Raw genomic sequence first — 19,638 nt, 5'->3', positions numbered from 1 at the left:
GGAGTGAACCCTCACGGGCAGGAGAGGACGCGTCATGACGGACGAAGGTGCCACCGCCCCCGGCGGGGGGCCCACACGCAAGCCCGGCACGGACGCAGAGCGCGCGGAGCTCGAACACCTGCGTACGCGGGTGGCGGCGCTGGAAGCGACCAAGGCGCCCCGGGAGCCCCATCACCGGTGGAAGTCGTTCTTCGCCGCCCTGCTCATCGTCATCGGCTGTGTGCTCGCCCCGCTCGCGGCCGTGGCGGCGTGGGCGTCGAGCGAGGTCGGCGACACGGACCGCTACGTCCAGACGGTCGCCCCGCTCGCGTCCGACCCGGACATCCAGGCTGCGGCGGCCAACCGGGTCACCAACGCGGTGATGGAACACATCGACCTCCCGGCCCTGCTCGAGGGCGTGGCGCCGGCCGACCGGCCCCTCCTGGAGAAAGCGCTCGGCAAGCTCGGCGACTCGCTCGAGAGCGCGGTGCGCAGCTTCGTCCACGACAAGGCGGAGGACGTCATCGCCTCCGACACCTTCGAGCGGATCTGGACCGAGGCCAACCGCCGCATCCACACCGCGGTGGAGAAGGCCCTCACCGGCAGCGGCGGAGGCGCAGTCAAGATCAACAACGACTCGGTGACCGTCGACCTGGGTCCGGTCGTCGATCAGGTCAAACAGCGCCTCGTCGACGAGGGAATGACGGTGGCCGCGAAGATCCCCGAGGTCCACACCGACTTCACCGTTCTGCAAGCGGACAACATCGGCAAGCTCAAGACGTACTTCCGCCTCCTGCAGATCGCCGGCACCTGGCTTCCGGTGCTGTCGGTGCTGCTGATCGCCGCCGGCGTGCTCCTCTCCCGCCACCGCCGCCGCGTTCTCGTGACGGCCGCACTCGCCTTCGCCTTCGCCACGCTCATGCTCGGCGTCGGTCTGACCGTCTTCCGCGTCGTGTACCTGAACGCGCTGCCGGACAGCGTCTCGCAGCCCGCGGCCGGAAGCGTCTACGACGCGTTGACGCACTACCTCCGGACGACGGTCCGGATGGCCGTGGTGCTCGGCGTGGTGATCGCGCTGGCCGCCTGGCTGACCGGCCCCGGCCGCTGGGCCACGGTCGTACGACAGGGGTGGCACTCGGGCATCGGCGCCGTCCGCTCCACGGCGGACCGCGCGGGCCTGCGCACCGGCCCGGTGGGCCCGTTCGTCCACCGCCACCGCGGCTGGATCACCTGGATCCTGGTCGCCGCGGCCGTGCTGACGGTCATCCTGTGGAGCTACCCGACCGGCTGGGTCATCTTCGCCATCGCACTCGCGCTCCTCTTCGCGCTGGCCCTGGCGGAATTCCTCGCGGAGGACAGGACCGACGATGCGGCACACCGCGGCAGTACGGCTGGTTGAGCATTAAGCGGGGATCAACTGAGCCTTAAGGCTGCCTTTGGTCCCATCTTCTCCCCTCTGCTCATGGTGATCGATGCGAACGCTGCACGCGTCGATCACCATGAGCAGCGCGGCTTCCGCCTGCGTCTTTGAACGATCCGCGAGAGCGCCGAAGCCACCGCGGCCCGGCCACGCAGCATTCGAAACCTCCTCACCGACGAATTTGTAATGCCGCGACAAGGAATGAACTCGCATGTGATGTCCGGCGTATCCAGGACGCGGGGGACAGCGTCCATCGGATTTGAGGAGTGTCAATGTCCCGGAAACGGACTATGAGTTTTGCGAAGAAGCTCGTGCTCTCTGTCACCACGGGAACCCTGGTGACCGGAGGGGTCATCGCCACGGTGGCGACCGGAAATGCCTCCGTCCCCGACGTCGTGTGTCCGGGGTCGACGGTCACGTTGTCGGGCGAGGCGGGTGCCCCGGCAGCGACCAGCGGGACGTTCCCGGTGGGGACGAAGCTGAAGGTGACGAACCTCGACAACGGCCAGGCCACGACCGTGACGGTGAACGGCCCGTCGGGCAGCTGCGTCCTGCTCAACAACGCAGCCTTCGACAAGGTACGGGAGCCGGGCAAGAACCTGATCCGGCGGGCACGCATCGAGCGCGTGGGCGGCGGCGACGCACCGTCCGGTGCTACGGGTCCGTCCGGAGCGGCGGGTACCGGCGCCGCGCGTCCGTCCGGCGCGGCGGGTGGGCAGGCGCCGCCGGCCACCGGGGAAGTGGTGTGTCCGGGGTCGACGGTCACGTTGTCGGGCGAGGCGGGTGCCCCGGCAGCGACCAGCGGGACGTTCCCGGTGGGGACGAAGCTGAAGGTGACGAACCTCGACAACGGCCAGGCGACGACGGTCACGGTGAACGGCCCGTCGGGCAGCTGCGTCCTGCTCAACAACGCAGCCTTCGACAAGGTGCGCGAGCCGGGCAAGAACCTGATCCGGCGGGCACGCATCGAGCGCGTGGGCTGAGCGGGTCGGAGCCGGGTCGGAGCCTGGCCAGGCCGGAGCCGGGCCGGAGCCGTTGAAGTCATGGCGGGGGCACGGGACACGCCGTCCCCCGCCGTGGCAGCCTCACCTCGCCACCGGCGCGTGATCGTGGGGCCGGTCGGGTCGGGGCGTCGGCCCTACCGGCGGAAGTGGTCGCGGTTTTCGTGGAGGAAGGCGTCGAGGGTACGGGGCGGGCGGCCGAGGATGCAGGAGACGGCGCCGGTGGGGGTTTCGGGCCGCGCAACGGCCAGTTGCTGGATCTCCGTCACGTGGGCGGCGAGCCAGGCGGGCAGGTGGGCGCGGTGGATGAGATTGTCGCGCAGCTCGTCCGGGGTGAGGTCCACATAGCGGACCTGACGACCCGTCAATGTACTGATCCGTCGGGCGAGTTCGCGATGGGAGACCGCCTCCGGTCCGGTGAGGGTGTAGGCGCCGCCTGCGATGTCGGACCTGGTGAGCGCGGCAGCGGCGACATCGCCGATGTCGCGGCAGTCGATGTAGTTGCACGGCGCCTCACCCATCGCTCCGAGGATGGCGCCCTGGGCGACGGCCGGCGCCAGGCGCAGGAGGTTCTGCATGAACGCGTAGGGGTACAGGACGGTGTGGTTCATCCCGAGCGTGCGCAGGTGTTCCTCCACCGCATGGTGTCCGCGGGAGACGGCGACCGGGGAGTCGGGTTCGGCGGCGGGTGCGGAGATCTTGACGATGTGTTCGACGCCGCTGCCGGCGGCGATGTCGATGACGCGGGTTTCGAGTTCGACCTGTGCGGGGCTGTTGGCCATGGCGAGGAAGAGCTGACTCGCGCCCTCGAAGGCGGTGCGCAGCGAGCGGGGGTCCGTGGCATCGACGTACTGGACCTCCAGGGGCGGGCGGTGTGCTCCGGCGAGTCCGGGGATCGGCTTGTGCGGGGTGCGGGTGAGTGCTCGGACGGGTGCACCGAGCGCGAGGAGGCTGTGGAGCAGGGCGTTCCCGGTCGCTCCGGTTGCTCCCATGACGACGATCATCGGGTGTCCTCATTCCTGGTGGGTTACGCGGGGGCGGCGCCGACGGCGCAGGCCCGGACCTGAAGGTCCGCGAGCCGGCCGGCGCGGGTCGGGCAAGATCCAAAACTGACGGTTCAGGTCCGCGGTGCCACGGTGGTGCTTCGCCAGCGCAGGGTGACGATGGTGGTGGCGAGGGCCGCGGAGGCGGGCAGGTCGATGCGCAGGCGCTCCAGCCAGGCGGTCGCGGGAACGGGGGCGTGGGCGGGCAGCCACTGGGCGGCGGACCACCCCAGCAGGGCCGCCGCGCCGGTGGCGGTGATGACCAGCACCACGGTCACGACGGCGCGCGGTAGGGCGATGGTCCACCGTCGGGGCTGCCCGCCGTGCCGCAGCCAGGTGCCCACCAGAAACGCCACCACGGCGGAGGTGCCGGCGATGGAGGTGCAGGCGGCCACGGCCAGGTCCCGCTGCCCGGTGACGGCTCCCGCGGCGCCGGCCGTCAGTGCGGGGGCGGCGTAGGCGGTCAGCACCTCGCGCCACAGGACGAAAGGCCGGGCGGTCGCCCGGCTTCGGCTGGTCCTGTCCTTCGTTTCGGGCATGCTGGCCTCTTTCTCGTTCGCGCGAGTATCTAATTAGCTAGCTAACTATCTGGTCGCGAAAAAGGCCCTGCCCGGAGGGCGGGGCCGAACCGGCCGAGAGCCGGATCAGTCGGCGGCCAAGGCCGCGCTGCCGCGCACCACACGGGCGAGCAGATCGAGGAACACCGCGCGCTCCTCGACGGAAAGCCCGCCCACCATCGCCTCCAGCCGCCCGAAATGCTCGGGCGCCAGGTCGTGCAGGCGCTGCGCACCGCGCGCCGTCAGGATGGCCACCGTGCCGCGACCGTCCTCCGCGGACGGGCGCCGGGCGATCAGACCCTCACGCTCGAGGCCGTCCAGGAGGCCGGTCACCGTGGCCCTGGAGACATCGAGGTCGGCGGCGAGACGCGAAGGCGATTTCTCACCGCCGTGCGCTTCGAGGTCGGCGAGCAGGCGGTAGCGGCCCGTCGACAGGCCGAACCTGGCGAAATGCGCCTCGGCCGCCCGCCCGACCCTCGCGCCGGCGGAGATGAGCCGTACCGCGACCAGCACCGCCTGCGGGTCGGCCGCCAGGCCGTAGTGCTCGACCTGCCACCTCGCCTGTTCCAGAGTGGGCAGCTCGCCGTCGGCCTCATCCCTCGTCATGTCATTAATATGGCAGCTAACCATCTTGCTGGCAAGGTGCCGCGCTACTCCAGCGCTTTCAGACCCGCCACGAGCACCTCGAGGCCGAATTCGAAGTGGGCGGCGAAGTCCGGGCTGGTCAGCGTCGGCAGGGTGGCCGTGAGATGGGGGTAGTCGCCCGCCGTCACCGCACCGCGCAGGCGGTCCGGGTCCGCCGGGCCGAGGCCATCAGGACGCAGCGCGGCCTGTTCCTCCAGGGTGTACCCGACCGTGAAGTTCGCGACGGCCATGAGCGCCCGCGCCGCTGCGGGTCCGCCGAATCCGGCCCCGCGCAGGACGCCGGTCGCACGGGATGCCGAGCTGCGCGCAGACCGCTCGCCAGTAGCCGGGCCCCGTGACCTCGCCGCGGTCGTCAGGGGGCCGCTGTGACCAGTACCCCGCCCAGAAGCGGTCGGGGTCGCCGCCGGCCGTGCGTTCCAGGACGGTCATGGACGCGGGTGACTGGACACGCGCGATGACACCGAACATGTCGAGAGGACGGCTTTCATCCTTCGGTTCCTCACGTTCTACGGGTTCAGGGTGTGGTGACGGGGTCCGTACGCCCGGCGTCGCGCGCGCCGGGCACGCCGCCGGGGTCGGGGGCGTTGCGGCTCAGCCACAGGCTCAGCACACCGCAGACGACGGCGAGCAGGAACAGCAGCAGCGGCACCGCCTCCACCTCCGTCGTGTCGATGGCGGCGCCCAGCACGGGCGGGAACGCCACCCCGCCGATCATCGAGGCGGCGATCACGTAGGCGCCGGCGCCGGCCACGCCGGGCACGGCGCGGTTCAGCCAGGGCAGACAGGTCGGGAAGATGGGCGCGATCATCAGGCCGACGCCGAAGTACGCGTACGGGGCGAGTGCCGGGACCGTCGCCAGGAGGAGGAAGCCGGCCATGCCGATGCAGCAGACGAGGAGGATCGACGGTGCGGACCAGCGCAGGCTGAGCGGCGCGGCGACGAACCGGCCGATGGTCATGGCGGCCCAGTAGGCGGAGGTCGCGGTCGCCGCGGTGGCGGCGCCGTATCCGACGGCTTCGAGGTGGGTGGGCTCCCAGCCGCCGACGCCGGTCTCGATGGCGACGTGCAGGACGTAGATCCCGATGAACGTCCCGATGACCGGAAGTACCCGCGCGCCGCCTGCAGAGGCTCCCTCCGCGGGGGCGGGTGCGGGCTCCCGGGCGGCCACCCCGCCGAGCGTGACGAGGATCAGCATGCTGATCACTCCGGTGCCGACGAAGATCTCCGGGTAGCTGTCCGCCCCGAGCCGGCCGATCAGGGCGGGGCCGGCGATCGCGCCGATGCCGAAGTGCCCGTTCAGCAGGTTGAGCATGGCGGTGCTGCGGTGGCCGAAACCGACGGCGAAGAGCTGGTTGAGGCCGTAGTCGATGCCGCCGAAGCCCAGGCCGATGACGAACGTGCCGGCGAGGGCGAGGGCCCAGCTCGGAGAGAAGGCGAAGGCGGCCGCACCGACGGCCAGGAGCAGGTAGGAGCCGCCGAGCAGCACCCGGTTGGTCAACCGGCCCCGCAGGAGGTGGTAGACGAGCACGCCGAGGAGGGCGCCGGCGAAGTGGGCGCTGAGGCTCAGCCCGGCCACGGCCGGACTGATGCCGTACTCGTCCCGCAGGGCCGGGATCGCCGGACCGTAGAGCGCCTGGAGGGCTCCGATCACCACGAACGCCAGGCACGAGGCGACGATCGCGACGGTGGTGAGGAACGGCTTGGCCGCTTCGGACCGATCGGACTCACTGGTGGCGGACACGTCTCTCCTCACATGGGTCCCCGCCGAATGAACACGATCAACGTTCACTTCAGTAGGAATCTCGCTTCGATTCCCACAAAATACACAGATGATTTGTTCGTTTCAACAGCATGGATGTGCGGAGTGCTCATCAGGCTCCCCGCTGCCCCATCTGTGCTAAAAGCAGACACATGAACGTGATGGAGAGGCACAAGTTCGTCGTGGGACTGCTGATGCAGCAGAACCGCGCGACGGTGGCCGAGCTGGCCCAGGCCACCGGGGCGTCCGAGATGACCATCCGCCGGGACCTGGAAGTACTGGAGTCCCGGGGAGCGCTGCGCCGGGTGCGCGGCGGTGCCGTGAGCAACCTGCCCGGCGGCGTCGAGCCCCCCTACGCGATCCGGGCCATGTCCGGAGCGCAGGCCAAGGAGCGGCTCGCGCGCGCCGTGGTCGAGCTGCTCACCGACGGCGAGACCGTCGCGCTGGACACGGGCACGACAGCCGTCGCCGTCGCACAGGCCATGTCGGACCGTCAGTTCACCGTCGCGCCCCTCTCACTGCACGCGGCCTTCGCCCTGTCCGCGCACCCGGGCATCCACCTGGTGATGCCCGGCGGGCAGGTGCGGCCCGAGGAGCTGTCCTTCTACGGCCACGCAGCTGTGCAGACCTTCAAGGACCTGTGCTTCGACACCTTCGTCCTGGGCTGCTGCGGGGTCGACCCCGTTCAGGGCGCCACCGCCTACAACCTCGAAGACGTACAGGTGAAGCGGGCCGCGGTCGCCTCGGCGCAGCGCGTGATCCTCGTCGCGACCGCCGACAAGATCGGCCGTGCGGCCCTGGGCCGCATCTGCTCCATGGAGGAGATCGCCCTCGTCGTCACGGACGCCCCCGCGGACTCCCCCGCGGTCGAGGTCCTCCGCGACCAGGGCGTCGAGGTGGTCCATCCGGTGGACGACTGAGCCCGACCCGGACTGCACGCACCGGCGTGCGGGAGGGTTTTTGTCCGCGGGGCAGAAGCTTTCGCCAGGGCAACGCCCTGCGCGGTAGCCTCCGCGAAGGGGGCCGCCCTCCGGAAAGCCCTTTCCGAAAGCGCGTGTTCGGAGGGCGCTGCACTCGAAATCGACCGGTACTCGCGCACCCGCGGGCACCATGCACCTGCCGTCGTCTGCGCACCGCGCACTCCCTGGAGGGACACACGTGAAGGACTCGAAGGACAGGCTGGAAGCACTGCGGGCCGAGATCGAGCGCCGCAACCCCGCACAGCCCGAGTTCCACCAGGCCGTACGGGAGGTCCTCGAGACCCTGGCCCCCGTCTTCACCGCCCGGCCCGAGTACGCCGACCCGGCCGTGGCCCTGGTGGAGCGGCTCACCGAGCCCGAGCGGCAGATCCTCTTCCGCGTCCCGTGGCAGGACGACCGGGGCCGCGTCCACGTCAACCGCGGCTACCGCGTCGAGTTCAACAGCGCGCTCGGCCCGTACAAGGGCGGCCTGCGCTTCCACCCGTCGGTGGACATCGGTGTGGTGAAGTTCCTCGGCTTCGAGCAGATCTTCAAGAACGCGCTGACCGGCCTCGGGATCGGCGGCGGCAAGGGCGGCAGCGACTTCGACCCGCACGGCAGGTCGGACGCCGAGGTCATGCGGTTCTGCCAGTCCTTCATGACCGAGCTGCACCGGCACATCGGAGAGCACACCGACGTGCCCGCCGGGGACATCGGTGTCGGCGGCCGCGAGATCGGCTACCTCTTCGGCCAGTACCGGCGCATCACCAACCGCTGGGAGGCCGGCGTCCTGACCGGCAAGGGGCAGGGCTGGGGCGGCTCCGCGATCCGGCCGCAGGCGACCGGCTACGGCAGCGTGCTGTTCGCCGCCGAGATGCTGAAGGTCCGGGGCGAGTCGCTGGACGGGCTGACCGCGGTGGTCTCAGGCTCGGGCAACGTCGCGCTGTACACGATCGAGAAGCTCCAGCAGCTCGGCGCGAACCCGCTGACCTGCTCGGACTCCCGGGGCTACGTCGTCGACGACAAGGGCATCGACCTCGCGCTGCTCAAGCAGGTCAAGGAGGTCGAGCGCGGGCGCGTGAGCGAGTACGCGGAGCGGCGCGGATCCTCGGCGCGGTTCGTGCCCGGTGGGCGGGTCTGGGAGGTGCCGGCAGACGTCGCCTTCCCCTCCGCCACGCAGAACGAACTGGACGCGCAGGACGCCCGTACGCTCGTCGGGGGCGGGGTCAAGGCGGTCTCCGAGGGCGCCAACATGCCGACCACTCCCGAGGCCGTACGGATCCTGCAGGAGGCCGGCGTCGCGTTCGGGCCCGGCAAGGCCGCCAACGCGGGCGGGGTCGCGGTCAGCGCCCTCGAGATGAGCCAGAACGCCGGCCGGGTGGCCTGGAGCGCGCAGCGGGTGGAGGACGAGCTCGCCGCCATCATGCACTCGATCCACGCCGTCGCCCACGAGACCGCCGAGCGGTACGGCGCCCCGGGCGATTACGTCACCGGCGCGAACATCGCCGGCTTCGAGCGGGTCGCCGACGCGATGCTGGCGCAGGGCGTCATCTGATCCGACGATCGCGCCGCGCTCGGATGCATCGGGCGGGCCTGCTGCGCCCATGATCCGGTGGAGCGGTCCGGGACGTCCCTCCCGGACCGCTGCGCCGCGCCCGGGCGGCACGTCCTCCGTAGTGCCTCGTGGTGCCGGAGTCCTCCCGCCCCTTCGCGGAGGCGGCCGGCGCCTCAGGCGTAGTAGCTGAGGATCACCGCCAGCGCCGTGCATTCCGCGAGGAGCTGGATGGTGAGCGCCGCCTGCCGTACCTGGAGGGCGCGTGCGGCCAGGGCGACGATGAACGCCACGGCGCCGGTGCCGGTGCTCCAGACGAACAGCCACCCGGGCAGCCCCCTGGTGCACTGGACCCCGTACGTGATGCAGCCCGACACCTGCACGGACGACAGGAGCACCACGCCTGCCGCGATGCAGGCCGCGGGGAAGAGCGCGGCCGCCAGGCCGGCCCAGAAGCGGGAGCGGTCCCTGCCCGGGGCCGTCGCCTGGTCCGGGGCAGTGGTAGAGGCGGAGGTGGAGGCGGTGTTCATGCCCTGATCCAACAGGGACTTCAGGCCCCGCACAGTCCGTCCGGCTACTCACCGGCACGTGCTCCCGTACTCACCCCGCGCGTTCCGGGCTGCGCAGCGCCGCTCCTCGACCTGAGGGGGAGAAAGGTCGGGCTCAGGGCCCGGCGCTCCGGCCGTGGCGGCCGGTCACGCCCGGCTCGAAGCACTCGCGGCTGGTGGTGGACGACACGGAGCAAGGGGCAGCTCGTTCTCCGTCGTGGAGCTGGACGGAGGCACGCCGGTCGGAACGGCGACGCTGTGGGGCATCGACGACCACAACCGGTCCGCGCACATCGGGCTGGGGCTGGGGCTGCGGCCGTCCTCTCGCGGCCAGCGCTACGGCACCGACGCGGTCGCGGTGATGTGCCACTACGGTTTCGTCGTGCGCGGCCTGCAGCGGCTGCAGATCGAGACGCTGTCGGACAACGCGGCGATGCTGCGCTCCGCCGAGCTCAACGGCCTCGTCCGCGAGGGCGTGCTGCGCTCCTCGGCCTGGGTGATGGGCGAGTTCGTGGACGACGTGCTGCTCGGGCTCCTCGCCCAGGAGTGGAAGCCGGACGTCCCGATCGGCGGGGCGCCGTACTGAAGGATCAGTACGGCGCCCCGCGGGCCCGGCCGGCGCGGCTCAGGCGGGGGGCGCGCTCAGCTGCTCGACCACGAGGTCGGCCAGCACCTGCGGTGTCGGGCACTCGTAGAGGAGGTCCGCGGGCCACTCCAAGCCGGTCAACCGGGTCAGGTGGTCACGCAGTTCGAGCGCGGTGACCGAGGTCAGGCCCATGTCGAAGAATTCGCCCTCGGCGTCGATCTCGGACGCGGACTCGTACCCGAGCACGGCGGCCGCGAGGCCCCGCACACCGCCGAGCACGACCTCCGCCCACTCTGCGCGCGGGAGTCCCGCGAGGGCGGCCCGGAGCTCGAAGTCCTGGGGCTGCGGACCGTCTTCCGGCTCCGGTTCGGGCCCGGGCTCCGGCTCCGGCTCCGGCTCCGGTTCGGTCTTCGGCTCGGGCTCGGGCTGCGGCTTCGGCTCCGGTTCGGTCTTCGGCTCGGGCTCGGGCTGCGGCTTCGGCTCCGGTTCGAGCTCCGGCGTGACGGCCGTCGCCTCTTCCGTGGCCTCCTCGGGCTCCGCGGCCGGGGCGGGCCGCGTCACGTGCGCGGCGTCCAGGAGGCGTACGGCCGTCTCCTCGGTGGACATGGCCCGCCACAGCCCGCTCACCGCAGCCCTCGGGTCGAGGCCGGGATGGACCGCAACGGCGAGCGAGGCTCCCGCTTCCCGCACGGTCTCCCCCACGGACACGACGGCCACCAGCGGCGCCGCCACGTCCTCGAACCCGCTGCCGGCCCGGACGATCGCCGCCGCGAGCCGTACGCTCCCCTCCGCATCCCCGAACTCCAGGGCGCCGGACGGGCGGTCGGCGCCGCCGGCCACCAGGCAACGCGCTCCCGACGCGAGCACGGCGTCGACGGTCGCCGCGGTGAGCGCGTCCGCCGGGCCTGCCACCAGCACGTCCCCCTCGGGTCGCCAGACGCCGGTCCGGCCCAGCGGCTCGTAGGCGCGTACGAACATGCCGTCCGGCTCGATCCGAGTCTCCCGATGCCCCTCGGCGACGGCCTGGCACAGGCGGCTGCGCGCGGGCGCGTCGAGCTCCTTCGGGAGGGTCACGGCGTGGTCGCAGGCGGGCGCCACGCCGCCGCCGTCGACGAGGGCCCACCGGGGCACCCCCGCCTCGGCGACCGGTTCGGTCCCGGGCAGGGCCACCACGAGGTCCGGGCGTCCGGCACCGCCCGTGCGGACCCGGGCTCCGTGGCGGACCAGGGCGCCCGCGACCGCGTCGGCCAGGTCCTCGTCGCCCGTGGAGGGGGCGAGCAGCAGGACGTCGTGGGCGAGCTCGGGGACGGGGCCGTCCGGCACCCGCTTCCACCGCGCCCCCTCCAGAACCGGCGCCGCCGCTCCGGAGCGCAGGCGGCCGAGGGCGTCGAGCACCTGGGCCGGTGTCTCGTCGCCCCGCAGGTCCAGCAGGTCGAGGGCGGCGCCGAGGTCGGAGCTCTCGACGGCCGACCAGAACGGATCGAGCGCGGGCGCCCGCTCCCCCACCTCGGGTACGGGTACGGGCGCGGGCGCGGCCTGCGCCACGGCGGCCGGTTCGGGCCAGTAACGGCGGTCCTGGAAGGCGTACTTCGGGAGCCGCACCGGGGTCGCCGGCCGCCCGGCGTGGACGGCCGACCAGTCGGCCTCCACTCCGTGGGTGTGCAGGAGCCCCAGGGCCTCGAGGGCGGTGCGCACGTCGTCGCGGTCGCGGCGCAGCAGCGAGACGGGGCGCACCGGGTGCCCGGGCAGGCATGTTTCGACGGCCGGCGCGAGGACGGTGTCGGGCCCCAGCTCCAGGAAGGCCGTGGCTCCGTTCCCGTGGGCCTCGCGGACGGCGTCGAAGAAGCGCACGGGGCCGCGCAGTTGGTCCACCCAGTAGTCGGGGGTGTCCATCGCGTGGGCGGTGCGGACGGTGGAGACGACCGGGATTCCGGGCCGGCCGAAGCGGACCTCGGCGGCGGCCGCCCGGAACTCGGCGAGCGCCGGGTCCACGCGGGGCGAGTGGAAGGCGACGTCCACGCGCAGCCGGCGCGTGCGGTGCCCGCGCTCCGAGAGTTCCCGGGCCGCGGCGAGGACCTCTTCCTCGTCCCCGGACAGGACGACCGAGCGGGGTCCGTTGACGGCGGCGATGCCCAAGCGGTCGGTGCGGCCCTCGAGGACGGCGAGGACTTCCTCCTCCGTCGCCCGTACGGCCACCATGGCTCCGCCTGCGGGCAGTTCGCCGAGGACCCGGCCGCGGGCGGCGACGAGGGCGGCGGCGTCGGCGAGCGGGATCAGGCCCGAGACGCAGGCCGCCGAGAGCTCGCCGATGGAGTGCCCGATCAAGGAGTCCGGGGTGACGCCCCAGCTCGACAGCAGCCGGAACTGGGCCACTTGGAGGGCGAACAGGGCCGGCTGGGTGTATTCGGTGCGGTCCAGCAGGTCCGTCCGCTCGAAGACCGCTTCGCGCAGCGGGGTGTCGGGCCGGAAGTGCGCGGACACCTCGTCGAAGGCCTGCGCGTACACGGGGAAGGTCTCGTACAGGCCCCTTCCCATCGCGGGGAGCTGGCTGCCCTGCCCGGTGAAGAGCAGGGTGAGCCGCTGCCCGGCGGCGCGGGCCCGGCGCAGGCCGTCGGCCGTGCCGTCGGAGGCCAGGGCCGTGAGGGCGGCGCGCCGCTGCTGTGCGTCGGCGCCGGTCACCAGGGCCCGGTGGCGGTGGGCGGCCCGGGTGGTGGACAGGGCCCGCGCCACGGCGGGGAGGTCGGAGGTGTCCGACTCCAGCAGTCGCCGGGCCTGGCCGCGCAGGGCCTGTTCGGAGCGCGCCGACAGCATCCAGGGCACGCCGTCCAGGGCGGGCAGCGGGTCGGGGGCGTCCTCGGGGCCCGGTGCCTGCTCGATCAGCACGTGCACGTTGGTGCCGCTGATGCCGAAGGAGGAGACTCCCATGCGGCGCGGGCCGGTCTCCTCGGGCCACGGCTGCGCCCGGTCCAGCAGGGCGATGTCGCCGGCGGTCCAGTCGACGTGCGGGGAGGGCTCGTCGATGTGCAGGCTCCGGGGCAGCAGACCGTTGCGGAGGGACAGGACCGCCTTGATCACTCCTGCGATCCCGGCGGCCGCCTGGACGTGGCCCACGTTGGATTTCAGCGAGCCCAGCAGCAGCGGGGCCGGACGGTCCTGGCCGTAGACCGCGAGGAGCGCCTGCGCCTCGATGGGGTCGCCGAGGGCCGTGCCGGTGCCGTGCGCCTCGACGGCGGCGACGTCGGCGGGGAGCAGGCCGGCCGCGGCGAGCGCCGCGCGCATCACCTTCTCCTGGGCTGCGCCGTTGGGGGCGGTGAGGCCGTTGCTGGCGCCGTCGGAGTTGAGGGCGCTGCCGCGCAGTACGGCCAGCACCTCGTGGCCCTGGGCGCGGGCCCGGGAGAGGCGTTCGACGAGCACCACTCCGGCACCCTCGCCGAGTGCGGTGCCGTCGGCCGCGGCGGCGAAGGGCTTGCACCGTCCGTCGGCGGCCAGTCCGCGCTGGCGGCTGAACTCGACGAAGGGCACCGGTGTGGACAGCACGGTCACTCCGCCGGCGAGCGCGAGGTCGCACTCCCCCGCCCGTACCGCCTGGGCGGCGAGGTGCAGGGCGGTCAGCGAGGAGGAGCAGGCCGTGTCGACGGTGACGGTCGGGCCTTCCAGCCCGTAGGTGTAGGCGACCCGTCCGGACAGGACACCGCCGCCGACGCCCGGGGCGAGGAAGCCCTCGGCGGCGGCGTTCTCCAGGAGGCGGCCGTAGTCCTGGTACATGGCGCCCACGAAGACGCCGGTCCGGGTGCCGCGGAGCGAGGCCGGGTCGATGCCGGCGTCCTCGCAGGCCTCCCAGACGGTTTCCAGCAGGATCCGCTGCTGCGGGTCCATCGCGACGGCCTCGCGGGGCGCCACCCCGAAGAAGGCGGCGTCGAAGGCGGTCGCGTCGGCCATGAAGCCGCCGTGCCGGGTGTAGGTGGTGCCGGGTGCGGCCGGGTCGGGGTCGTAGAGGCGCTCCAGGGGCCAGCCCCGGTCGTCGGGGAACGGGCCGATGCCGTCGCGTTCGGAGACCAGCATCTCCCAGAGGTCGTCGGGTGTGCGGACGCCGCCGGGGAGCCGGCATCCGAGGCCGACGAGGACGACGGGGTCGTCCGCGTCGGCGGCCGGGGCGCGGACCGCGGGAGCGGCCGCCGGGGCCGTGCCCGCGAGGAGTTCGTCCAGGTGGCGGGCGACCGCCGCGGGGTTGGGGTGGCTGAACACGAGGGTGGCCGGCAGGCGCAGGCCCGTGGCTCCGGCGAGCCGGTTGCGCAGTTCGACGGCGGCGAGCGAGCCGAAGCCGGCGTCCTTGAAGGCCCGGCCGGGATCGACCGCCTCCGGCGAGGCGTGTCCGAGGACGGCGGCAGTGTGCCCGACGACGAGGTCGAGCAGGGTGCGCAGGCGCTCGGGGGCGGTCTTCCCGGCGAGGCGTGCGGCCAGTTCGGATACGGCGGCGCCGCCCCCGGGTGCGGCGGTACGGCGTGCCGGTTTCCCGGACAGTTCGCGCAGCGGCGCGGGGACGCCCTCTCCCTGTGCCCGCAGGGCGCCGGGGTCGAGCCGGATCGGGGCGAGCACCGGCTCGTCCGAGGCCAGGGCGGAGTCCAGGGCGGCGAGGGCGTCCGCGGTCGGGAGCGGGTGGAAGCCGGAACGGCCCAGGCGGTCCCGGTCGACGCCGTCCGTCATGCCGCTGGTGGCGTCCCACAGGCCCCAGGCAAGGGAGATGCCGGGCAGGCCCTCGGCGTGGCGGCGGCGGGCCAGGGCGTCGAGGCCGGCGTTGGCGGCGGCGTAGTTGGCCTGGCCGAGGCCGCCGAGGATGCCGACGGCCGAGGAGAACAGCACCAGGCGTGCCTGGGGCAGCAGTTCGTGGAGGTGGAGCGCGGCGTCCAGCTTCGCCCCGAGCACGCGGTCGAGGCGTTCGGGGGTCAGTCCGCTCACCAGGCCGTCGTCGAGGACGCCGGCGGCGTGCACGACGGTCGTGAAGGAGGCTCCGCCGGCCAGTACCGCGAGCGCGGCGCGGTCGGTGACATCGCAGGCGACGGCCCGGACCTGGGCTCCGGCGCCGGTCAGCTCCTGCGTGAGGGCGGCCATGCCGGGTGCCGCGGAGCCGCGTCGGCCGGCCAGCACCAGGTCGCGTACGCCGTGTGCGTGGACGAGGTGCCGGGCGACGAGCTGGCCCAGGGTGCCGGAGGCGCCGGTCACCAGGGTCCGGCCGAGCTCGCCGGTCGCCGCCGGGGCGGGGAGGGCGCGGACCAGCCGGGGGACGGTCGCGGTCCCGGAGGCCAGGGTGAGCTGGGGCTCGTCCGTGGCGAGGGCGGCGGGGATCGCGGCCAGGGTGCTCTCGTCGAGATCGGCCAGGTCCAGCACCCTGAAGCTGTCGGGGTGTTCGAGCTGGGCGGACCGCACGAGACCCGCGACGGCGGCTTCCGCCACGTCGTGGTGGACCCGGCGGGTGACGAGGACGAGCGTGGACTCCGGGTGGCTCTCGTCCGCCAGCCAGTCGTGGACGAGGGTGAGCGCGGCGCGCACGGCCTCGCCCGGCTCGCCGGCCGGAGCCGGCACCAGGACGTGGCGCGCGGGGTCCCGGGTGGGCTGCTTGCCCAGCTGCCGGGCGAGTTCCGGGTCGCGTACGGCGTAGTCCTCGTTCCCGTCGCCGGGCAGGGGCCGCGTCACCTGGTCGGGGCGCAGCAGGTCGCCCCGGTCCGGGCGGCCGAGGGCGCCCGCCGGAAGCTCGCGGAGCACGAGGGTGTCGACCGAGGCGACGGGTGCCCCGGTGGTGTCGGTGAGGGTGAGGCGGACGGCGTCGGGTCCGGCGGCGGACAGGGTCACGCGCACGGTGTCGGCGCCTGCGGCGTGGAAGCGCAGGCCCTGCCATTCGAAGGGCAGCGCGGGGCGGCGGCCGTCTCCCGTGGTGAGGAACCCGCCGAGGGCGACGGGGTGCAGGCACGCGTCGAGCAGGGCCGGGTGGAGGGTGAACGCGCCGGCCTGGTCGGCGTCGGGCAGTGCGACCTCGGCGTGGAGGTCCCCGGCGCGTCCCCGCCACAGCGCCCGCAGGCCGCGGAAGGCCGGGCCGTAGGTCAGGCCCGCGTCCTCCAGGGTCGCGTAGAGGGCTTCGACGTCCTGGGGTTCGGCGCCGGGCGGCGGCCACGCGGTGGTGGCGGGCACCGGTTCGGCGGCGTGGGGCAGGAGCACGCCGGTGGCGTGCGTGGTCCAGTGGCCCGCCCCGGTGAGGGTGTTCAGGGTCAGTCCGCGCGAGCCGTCCTCGGCCGGGGCCGTGATGTCCACGCGCAGGCGGATGTCGCCCTCGTCGGGGAGGAGGACCGGTGTGAGCAGGGTGAGCTGGTCGACGGCGGCGCAGCCGGCCTCGTCCGCCGCCCGGGAGGCGAGCTCCGCGAGGGCCGCGCCCGGCAGGACCACCTGTCCTTCGACGGTGTGGTCGGCGAGCCAGGGCTGGGCGGCCAGGCCGAGCCGGCCGGTGAGCACCAGGCCCTCGGCGGCGGGCAGGGCGGCGCGCAGGACGGGGTGGTCGACCTCGTCGAGGCCCAGAGCGCCCGCGCCGCCGGCGCCGGGGCCGGGGCGCAGCCAGTACGGCTCGGTGAGGAAGGTGGTGGTGGGCAGGTCGATCCGGCGTGCTTCGGGCCAGAGCGCGGACCAGTCGGGGCGTACGCCCTTCACGTACAGCTGGGCGAGGGCGTGGAGCAGCTGCTCGGGGCCGCCTTCGTCGCGGCGCAGGGTGTGGGCGACGGCGGTGTCGGTGCCGAGCGCGTCGACGGTCTCCTGTGCGCCGGTGGTGACCACCGGGTGGGGGCTGACCTCCAGGAGGGTGGTGCAGTCGCGCCGGACGAGGGCGGTGACGGCCTCGTCGAAGCGGACGGTCTCGCGCAGGTTCCGGTACCAGTAGTCGGCGTCGAAGGCGTCGGCGGCTTCGATCCAGCGGCCTTCCACGGAGGAGAAGAAGGGGATTTCGGGGGCGAGCGGCCTGACGGGGGCGAGGGCCTCCAGGACCTGTGCGCGGACGCCTTCCACGTGCGCGCTGTGCGAGGCGTAGTCCACGTCGACGCGCCGGGCCCGCACGCCGTCCTCCTCGCAGGCGGCGAGGAGTTCGTCGAGGGCGTCGGTGTCGCCCGAGACGACCACGGAGGCCGCGCCGTTCACGGCGGCCAGCGACAGCCTGCCGTCCCAGCGGCGGAGCCGGTCGCGCGCCTGGTCGGCGGGCAGCGCGAGGGAGACCATGCCGCCGCGGCCCGAGAGGGCGGTCAGGGCCCGGCTGCGCAGGGCGACGACGCGGGCGGCGTCCTCGAGGGTGAGGGCGCCGGCCACGCAGGCGGCGGCGATCTCGCCCTGGCTGTGTCCGGCGACGGCGGCCGGGCGGACGCCGAGGGAGCGCCACACCTCGGCGAGGGCGACCATGACGGCGAACAGGGCGGGCTGGACGACGTCGACCCGGTCCAGGTCCTGTTCCCCGCGCAGGACGGCGGTCAGCTCGAAGTCCACGTGGGGGGCCAGGGCGGTCTCGCACTGGGCTATCCGTTCCCGGAACACCGCGTTGGTGTCCAGCAGGCGCACGGCCATGTCCCGCCACTGCGAACCCTGTCCGGGGAAGAGGAAGGCCACGCCGCCGCTCTGCCCGGTGGTCCCTTCGACGACGGTGGGCGAGGGCCGGCCGGCGGCCAGGTCGTCCAGTGCGGCGAGGAGTTCGGCCCGGTCGCCGCCGAGGACGACCGCGCGGTGCTCGTGGGAGGCGCGGGTGGTGGCCAGGGAGAGGGCCACGTCCTCGGGGCGCGGCTCCTGCGGGTGCCCGGTCAGGAAGGCGGTGAGGGTGGAGGCCTGGGCGCGCAGTGCGGCGTCGGATCGGGCGGACAGGGTCCAGGCCAGGGGGCCGGGCCCGGCGGCCGATGTCGCGGGGCTCTCGGCGCTCTCGGCGCTCTCGGCGCTCTTGGGGCTCTTGGGGCTCGCCGCGTCCGTGGGCCGGTCGTCGTGCCGTTCGGCGGTCCGGTCGTCCACCGGCAGCGGAGGTTCCTCGAGGATCACGTGGGCGTTGGTGCCACTGACCCCGAAGGAGGACACGGCCGCACGGCGGGGATCCGCACCGGCGGGCCAGGGTGCGTCCTCGGTGAGGAGTTCCACACCGCCCGCCGGCCAGTCCACGTACGGGGTCGGGGCGTCGAGGTGCAGGGTCCGGGGCAGCACCCCGTGCCGCATGGCCATGACCATCTTGACGATGCCGGCGACGCCGGCGGCGGCCTGGGTGTGCCCCAGGTTGGACTTGACCGATCCCAGGCGCAGCGGCCGGGTGCGCTGCCTGCCGTAGGCGGCGAGCACGGCCTGGGCCTCCACCGGGTCCCCGAGGGGGGTGCCGGTGCCGTGTGCCTCCACCGCGTCGACCTGCTGGGGGGTCAGGCCGGCGTCGACGAGGGCCTCGCGGATGACGCGCTGCTGGGCGGGGCCGTTGGGGGCGGTGAGGCCGTTGCTGGCGCCGTCGGAGTTGACGGCGGTGCCCCGGACCACGGCGAGCACGCGGCGGCCGGCGGCCAGGGCGGTCGCGAGGCGTTCGACGACGATGACGCCGGCGCCCTCGGACCAGGCGGTGCCGTCCGCTCCGGCGGCGAAGGGCTTGCAGCGGCCGTCGGGGGCCAGGCCGCGCTGGCGGCTGAACTCCACGAAGGCGGCGGGGGTGGCCATCACCGTGGCCCCTCCGACGAGGGCCATGTCGCACTCGCCCCGGCGCAGGGACCGCACGGCCAGGTGGAGGGCGACGAGCGACGAGGAGCAGGCGGTGTCCACCGTGATGGCGGGGCCGCGCAGGCCCAGCTGGTAGGCGACGCGGCCGGAGACGACGCTGCCGGCGCCCTGGGCGCCCGGGTAGTCGTGGTGCATGACGCCGGTGAACACGCCGGTGCGGCTGTCGCGCAGCGAGCTCGGGTCCAGGCCGGCGCGCTCGACGGCCTCCCAGGACGTCTGGAGGATCAGCCGCTGCTGGGGGTCGGTGTGGAGCGCCTCCTTGGGCGAGATCCCGAAGAAGCCCGCGTCGAACCGGGCGGCGCCGTGCAGGAATCCGCCCTCGCGGACGGTGGTCGTGCCCGGGTGGTCGGGGTCGGGGTGGTGGAGCGTGTCCAGGTCCCAGCCCCGGTCGCCGGGGAAGGGGGTGATCCCGTCCCGGCCCTCGGCGACGAGCGACCACAGGTCGTCGGGGGACTCGACGCCGCCCGGGTAGTGGCAGGCCATGCCGACGATGGCGACCGGCCCGGCGGATCGCTCCTCCACGTCGCGCAGCCGCTGCCGCGTCGACTGCAGTTCCGCGGTCACCCGGCGCAGGTAGTCGCGGAGCTTGTCCTCGTTGGTCATCGGGAGCGTTCCTCCAGTCCCGGCAGCGGGCTGCCGAGCTCGGCGTCGATCAGGGCGAAGACCTCGTCGTCGGTCGCCGAGGCGAACGCGGTGACGGGTTCCGTCGCGGTGCGGGGTGTCAGGTGGTCGAGCAGGCCGCGGACGCGTTCCGCGGTGCGGTCGCGGGACACGTCGTCCGTGGCCGCCGCCGTGAGGGCGGCGGCCAGGCGGTCGAAGGCCGCGAACA

12 protein-coding genes and 1 pseudogene (1 of these 13 cut by a window edge) are annotated in these 19,638 nt (G+C 73.7%); 5 read left to right on the top strand and 8 right to left on the bottom strand.

Annotated features, from left to right (window positions below; translation table 11 throughout):
* Window positions 1–34 precede the first annotated feature (34 nt).
* Both PV721_RS02400 and PV721_RS02395 read left to right on the top strand, forming a co-directional pair.
* Complete coding sequence (locus tag PV721_RS02400; RefSeq protein WP_319721080.1) at window positions 35–1,378, top strand: hypothetical protein; 1,344 nt, start codon at window positions 35–37, stop codon at window positions 1,376–1,378.
* A 311-nt stretch (window positions 1,379–1,689) separates the two neighbouring features.
* Entirely contained in the window at window positions 1,690–2,382 is a 693-nt protein-coding gene (locus PV721_RS02395; protein WP_319721079.1) for a hypothetical protein, read from the top strand.
* Between the two features lie 155 nt (window positions 2,383–2,537).
* Here PV721_RS02395 and PV721_RS02390 read toward each other — a convergent pair whose 3' ends face one another.
* The 5 genes from PV721_RS02390 to PV721_RS02370 form a co-directional block, all read right to left on the bottom strand.
* Window positions 2,538–3,392 carry an NmrA family NAD(P)-binding protein gene (locus tag PV721_RS02390; protein ID WP_319721078.1) on the bottom strand — a complete coding sequence of 285 codons (855 nt, stop codon included), beginning with the start codon at window positions 3,390–3,392 and terminating at the stop codon, window positions 2,538–2,540.
* A gap of 125 nt (window positions 3,393–3,517) precedes the next feature.
* On the bottom strand, window positions 3,518–3,982 hold the full coding sequence (locus tag PV721_RS02385) for a hypothetical protein (RefSeq protein ID WP_319721077.1): 465 nt from the start codon (window positions 3,980–3,982) through the stop codon (window positions 3,518–3,520).
* Window positions 3,983–4,087: 105 nt separating this feature from the next.
* Window positions 4,088–4,606: a MarR family transcriptional regulator gene (locus PV721_RS02380; RefSeq protein ID WP_319721076.1), complete on the bottom strand. Its 519-nt coding sequence runs from the start codon at window positions 4,604–4,606 to the stop codon at window positions 4,088–4,090.
* A 44-nt stretch (window positions 4,607–4,650) separates the two neighbouring features.
* A complete protein-coding gene (locus PV721_RS02375; protein WP_416371010.1) occupies window positions 4,651–5,001 on the bottom strand; it encodes a TetR/AcrR family transcriptional regulator C-terminal domain-containing protein in 351 nt (116 codons plus the stop codon).
* 158 nt (window positions 5,002–5,159) lie between these two features.
* Window positions 5,160–6,386, bottom strand: coding sequence for an MFS transporter (locus tag PV721_RS02370; RefSeq protein WP_319721075.1), 1,227 nt, complete (start codon window positions 6,384–6,386; stop codon window positions 5,160–5,162).
* Window positions 6,387–6,556: 170 nt separating this feature from the next.
* Between PV721_RS02370 and PV721_RS02365 the strand changes: the two genes are divergently transcribed.
* The gene (locus PV721_RS02365; protein ID WP_319721074.1) at window positions 6,557–7,324 is read left to right on the top strand and encodes a DeoR/GlpR family DNA-binding transcription regulator; all 768 of its coding nucleotides are present in this window, start codon (window positions 6,557–6,559) and stop codon (window positions 7,322–7,324) included.
* A 238-nt stretch (window positions 7,325–7,562) separates the two neighbouring features.
* Window positions 7,563–8,918, top strand: coding sequence for an NADP-specific glutamate dehydrogenase (gene gdhA / locus PV721_RS02360; protein ID WP_319721073.1), 1,356 nt, complete (start codon window positions 7,563–7,565; stop codon window positions 8,916–8,918).
* Between the two features lie 173 nt (window positions 8,919–9,091).
* Here the strand turns inward: gdhA and PV721_RS02355 are convergent, their stop codons facing one another.
* Entirely contained in the window at window positions 9,092–9,445 is a 354-nt protein-coding gene (locus tag PV721_RS02355) for a hypothetical protein (RefSeq protein ID WP_319721072.1), read from the bottom strand.
* 149 nt (window positions 9,446–9,594) lie between these two features.
* Here PV721_RS02355 and PV721_RS02350 point away from each other — a divergent pair.
* A pseudogene (locus PV721_RS02350) lies at window positions 9,595–10,049 on the top strand (GNAT family N-acetyltransferase); the annotation flags it as partial.
* A gap of 39 nt (window positions 10,050–10,088) precedes the next feature.
* On the opposite strand, the gene PV721_RS02345 reads toward PV721_RS02350, so the two are convergent.
* Window positions 10,089–19,412: an SDR family NAD(P)-dependent oxidoreductase gene (locus PV721_RS02345; protein WP_319721071.1), complete on the bottom strand. Its 9,324-nt coding sequence runs from the start codon at window positions 19,410–19,412 to the stop codon at window positions 10,089–10,091.
* On the bottom strand, window positions 19,409–19,638 hold the 3' portion of the coding sequence (locus PV721_RS02340) for an SDR family NAD(P)-dependent oxidoreductase (RefSeq protein WP_319721070.1). Its footprint extends 6,784 nt past the window's final position; 230 of the gene's 7,014 nt are visible here — the last part of the coding sequence; the start codon falls outside the window, past its right edge — the gene reads right to left on this strand; it ends in the stop codon at window positions 19,409–19,411. The genes PV721_RS02345 and PV721_RS02340 overlap by 4 nt, the downstream gene beginning before the upstream one ends.

The sequence above is a fragment of the Streptomyces sp. MB09-01 genome (assembly GCF_033794505.1).
Classification (GTDB): Bacteria; Actinomycetota; Actinomycetes; order Streptomycetales; family Streptomycetaceae; genus Streptomyces.
Note: the sequence above shows the minus strand (reverse complement) of the source record. Positions and strands in the feature narration are given on the sequence as shown.

Coding starts and splice junctions, on each gene's coding strand:
- PV721_RS02385 (WP_319721077.1), bottom strand. CDS start 3,982: ATGCCCGAAACGAAGGACAGGACCAGCCGAAGCCGGGCGACCGCCCGG.
- PV721_RS02395 (WP_319721079.1), top strand. CDS start 1,690: ATGAGTTTTGCGAAGAAGCTCGTGCTCTCTGTCACCACGGGAACCCTG.
- PV721_RS02400 (WP_319721080.1), top strand. CDS start 35: ATGACGGACGAAGGTGCCACCGCCCCCGGCGGGGGGCCCACACGCAAG.
- PV721_RS02365 (WP_319721074.1), top strand. CDS start 6,557: ATGAACGTGATGGAGAGGCACAAGTTCGTCGTGGGACTGCTGATGCAG.
- PV721_RS02355 (WP_319721072.1), bottom strand. CDS start 9,445: ATGAACACCGCCTCCACCTCCGCCTCTACCACTGCCCCGGACCAGGCG.
- PV721_RS02345 (WP_319721071.1), bottom strand. CDS start 19,412: ATGACCAACGAGGACAAGCTCCGCGACTACCTGCGCCGGGTGACCGCG.
- PV721_RS02380 (WP_319721076.1), bottom strand. CDS start 4,606: ATGACGAGGGATGAGGCCGACGGCGAGCTGCCCACTCTGGAACAGGCG.
- PV721_RS02390 (WP_319721078.1), bottom strand. CDS start 3,392: ATGGGAGCAACCGGAGCGACCGGGAACGCCCTGCTCCACAGCCTCCTC.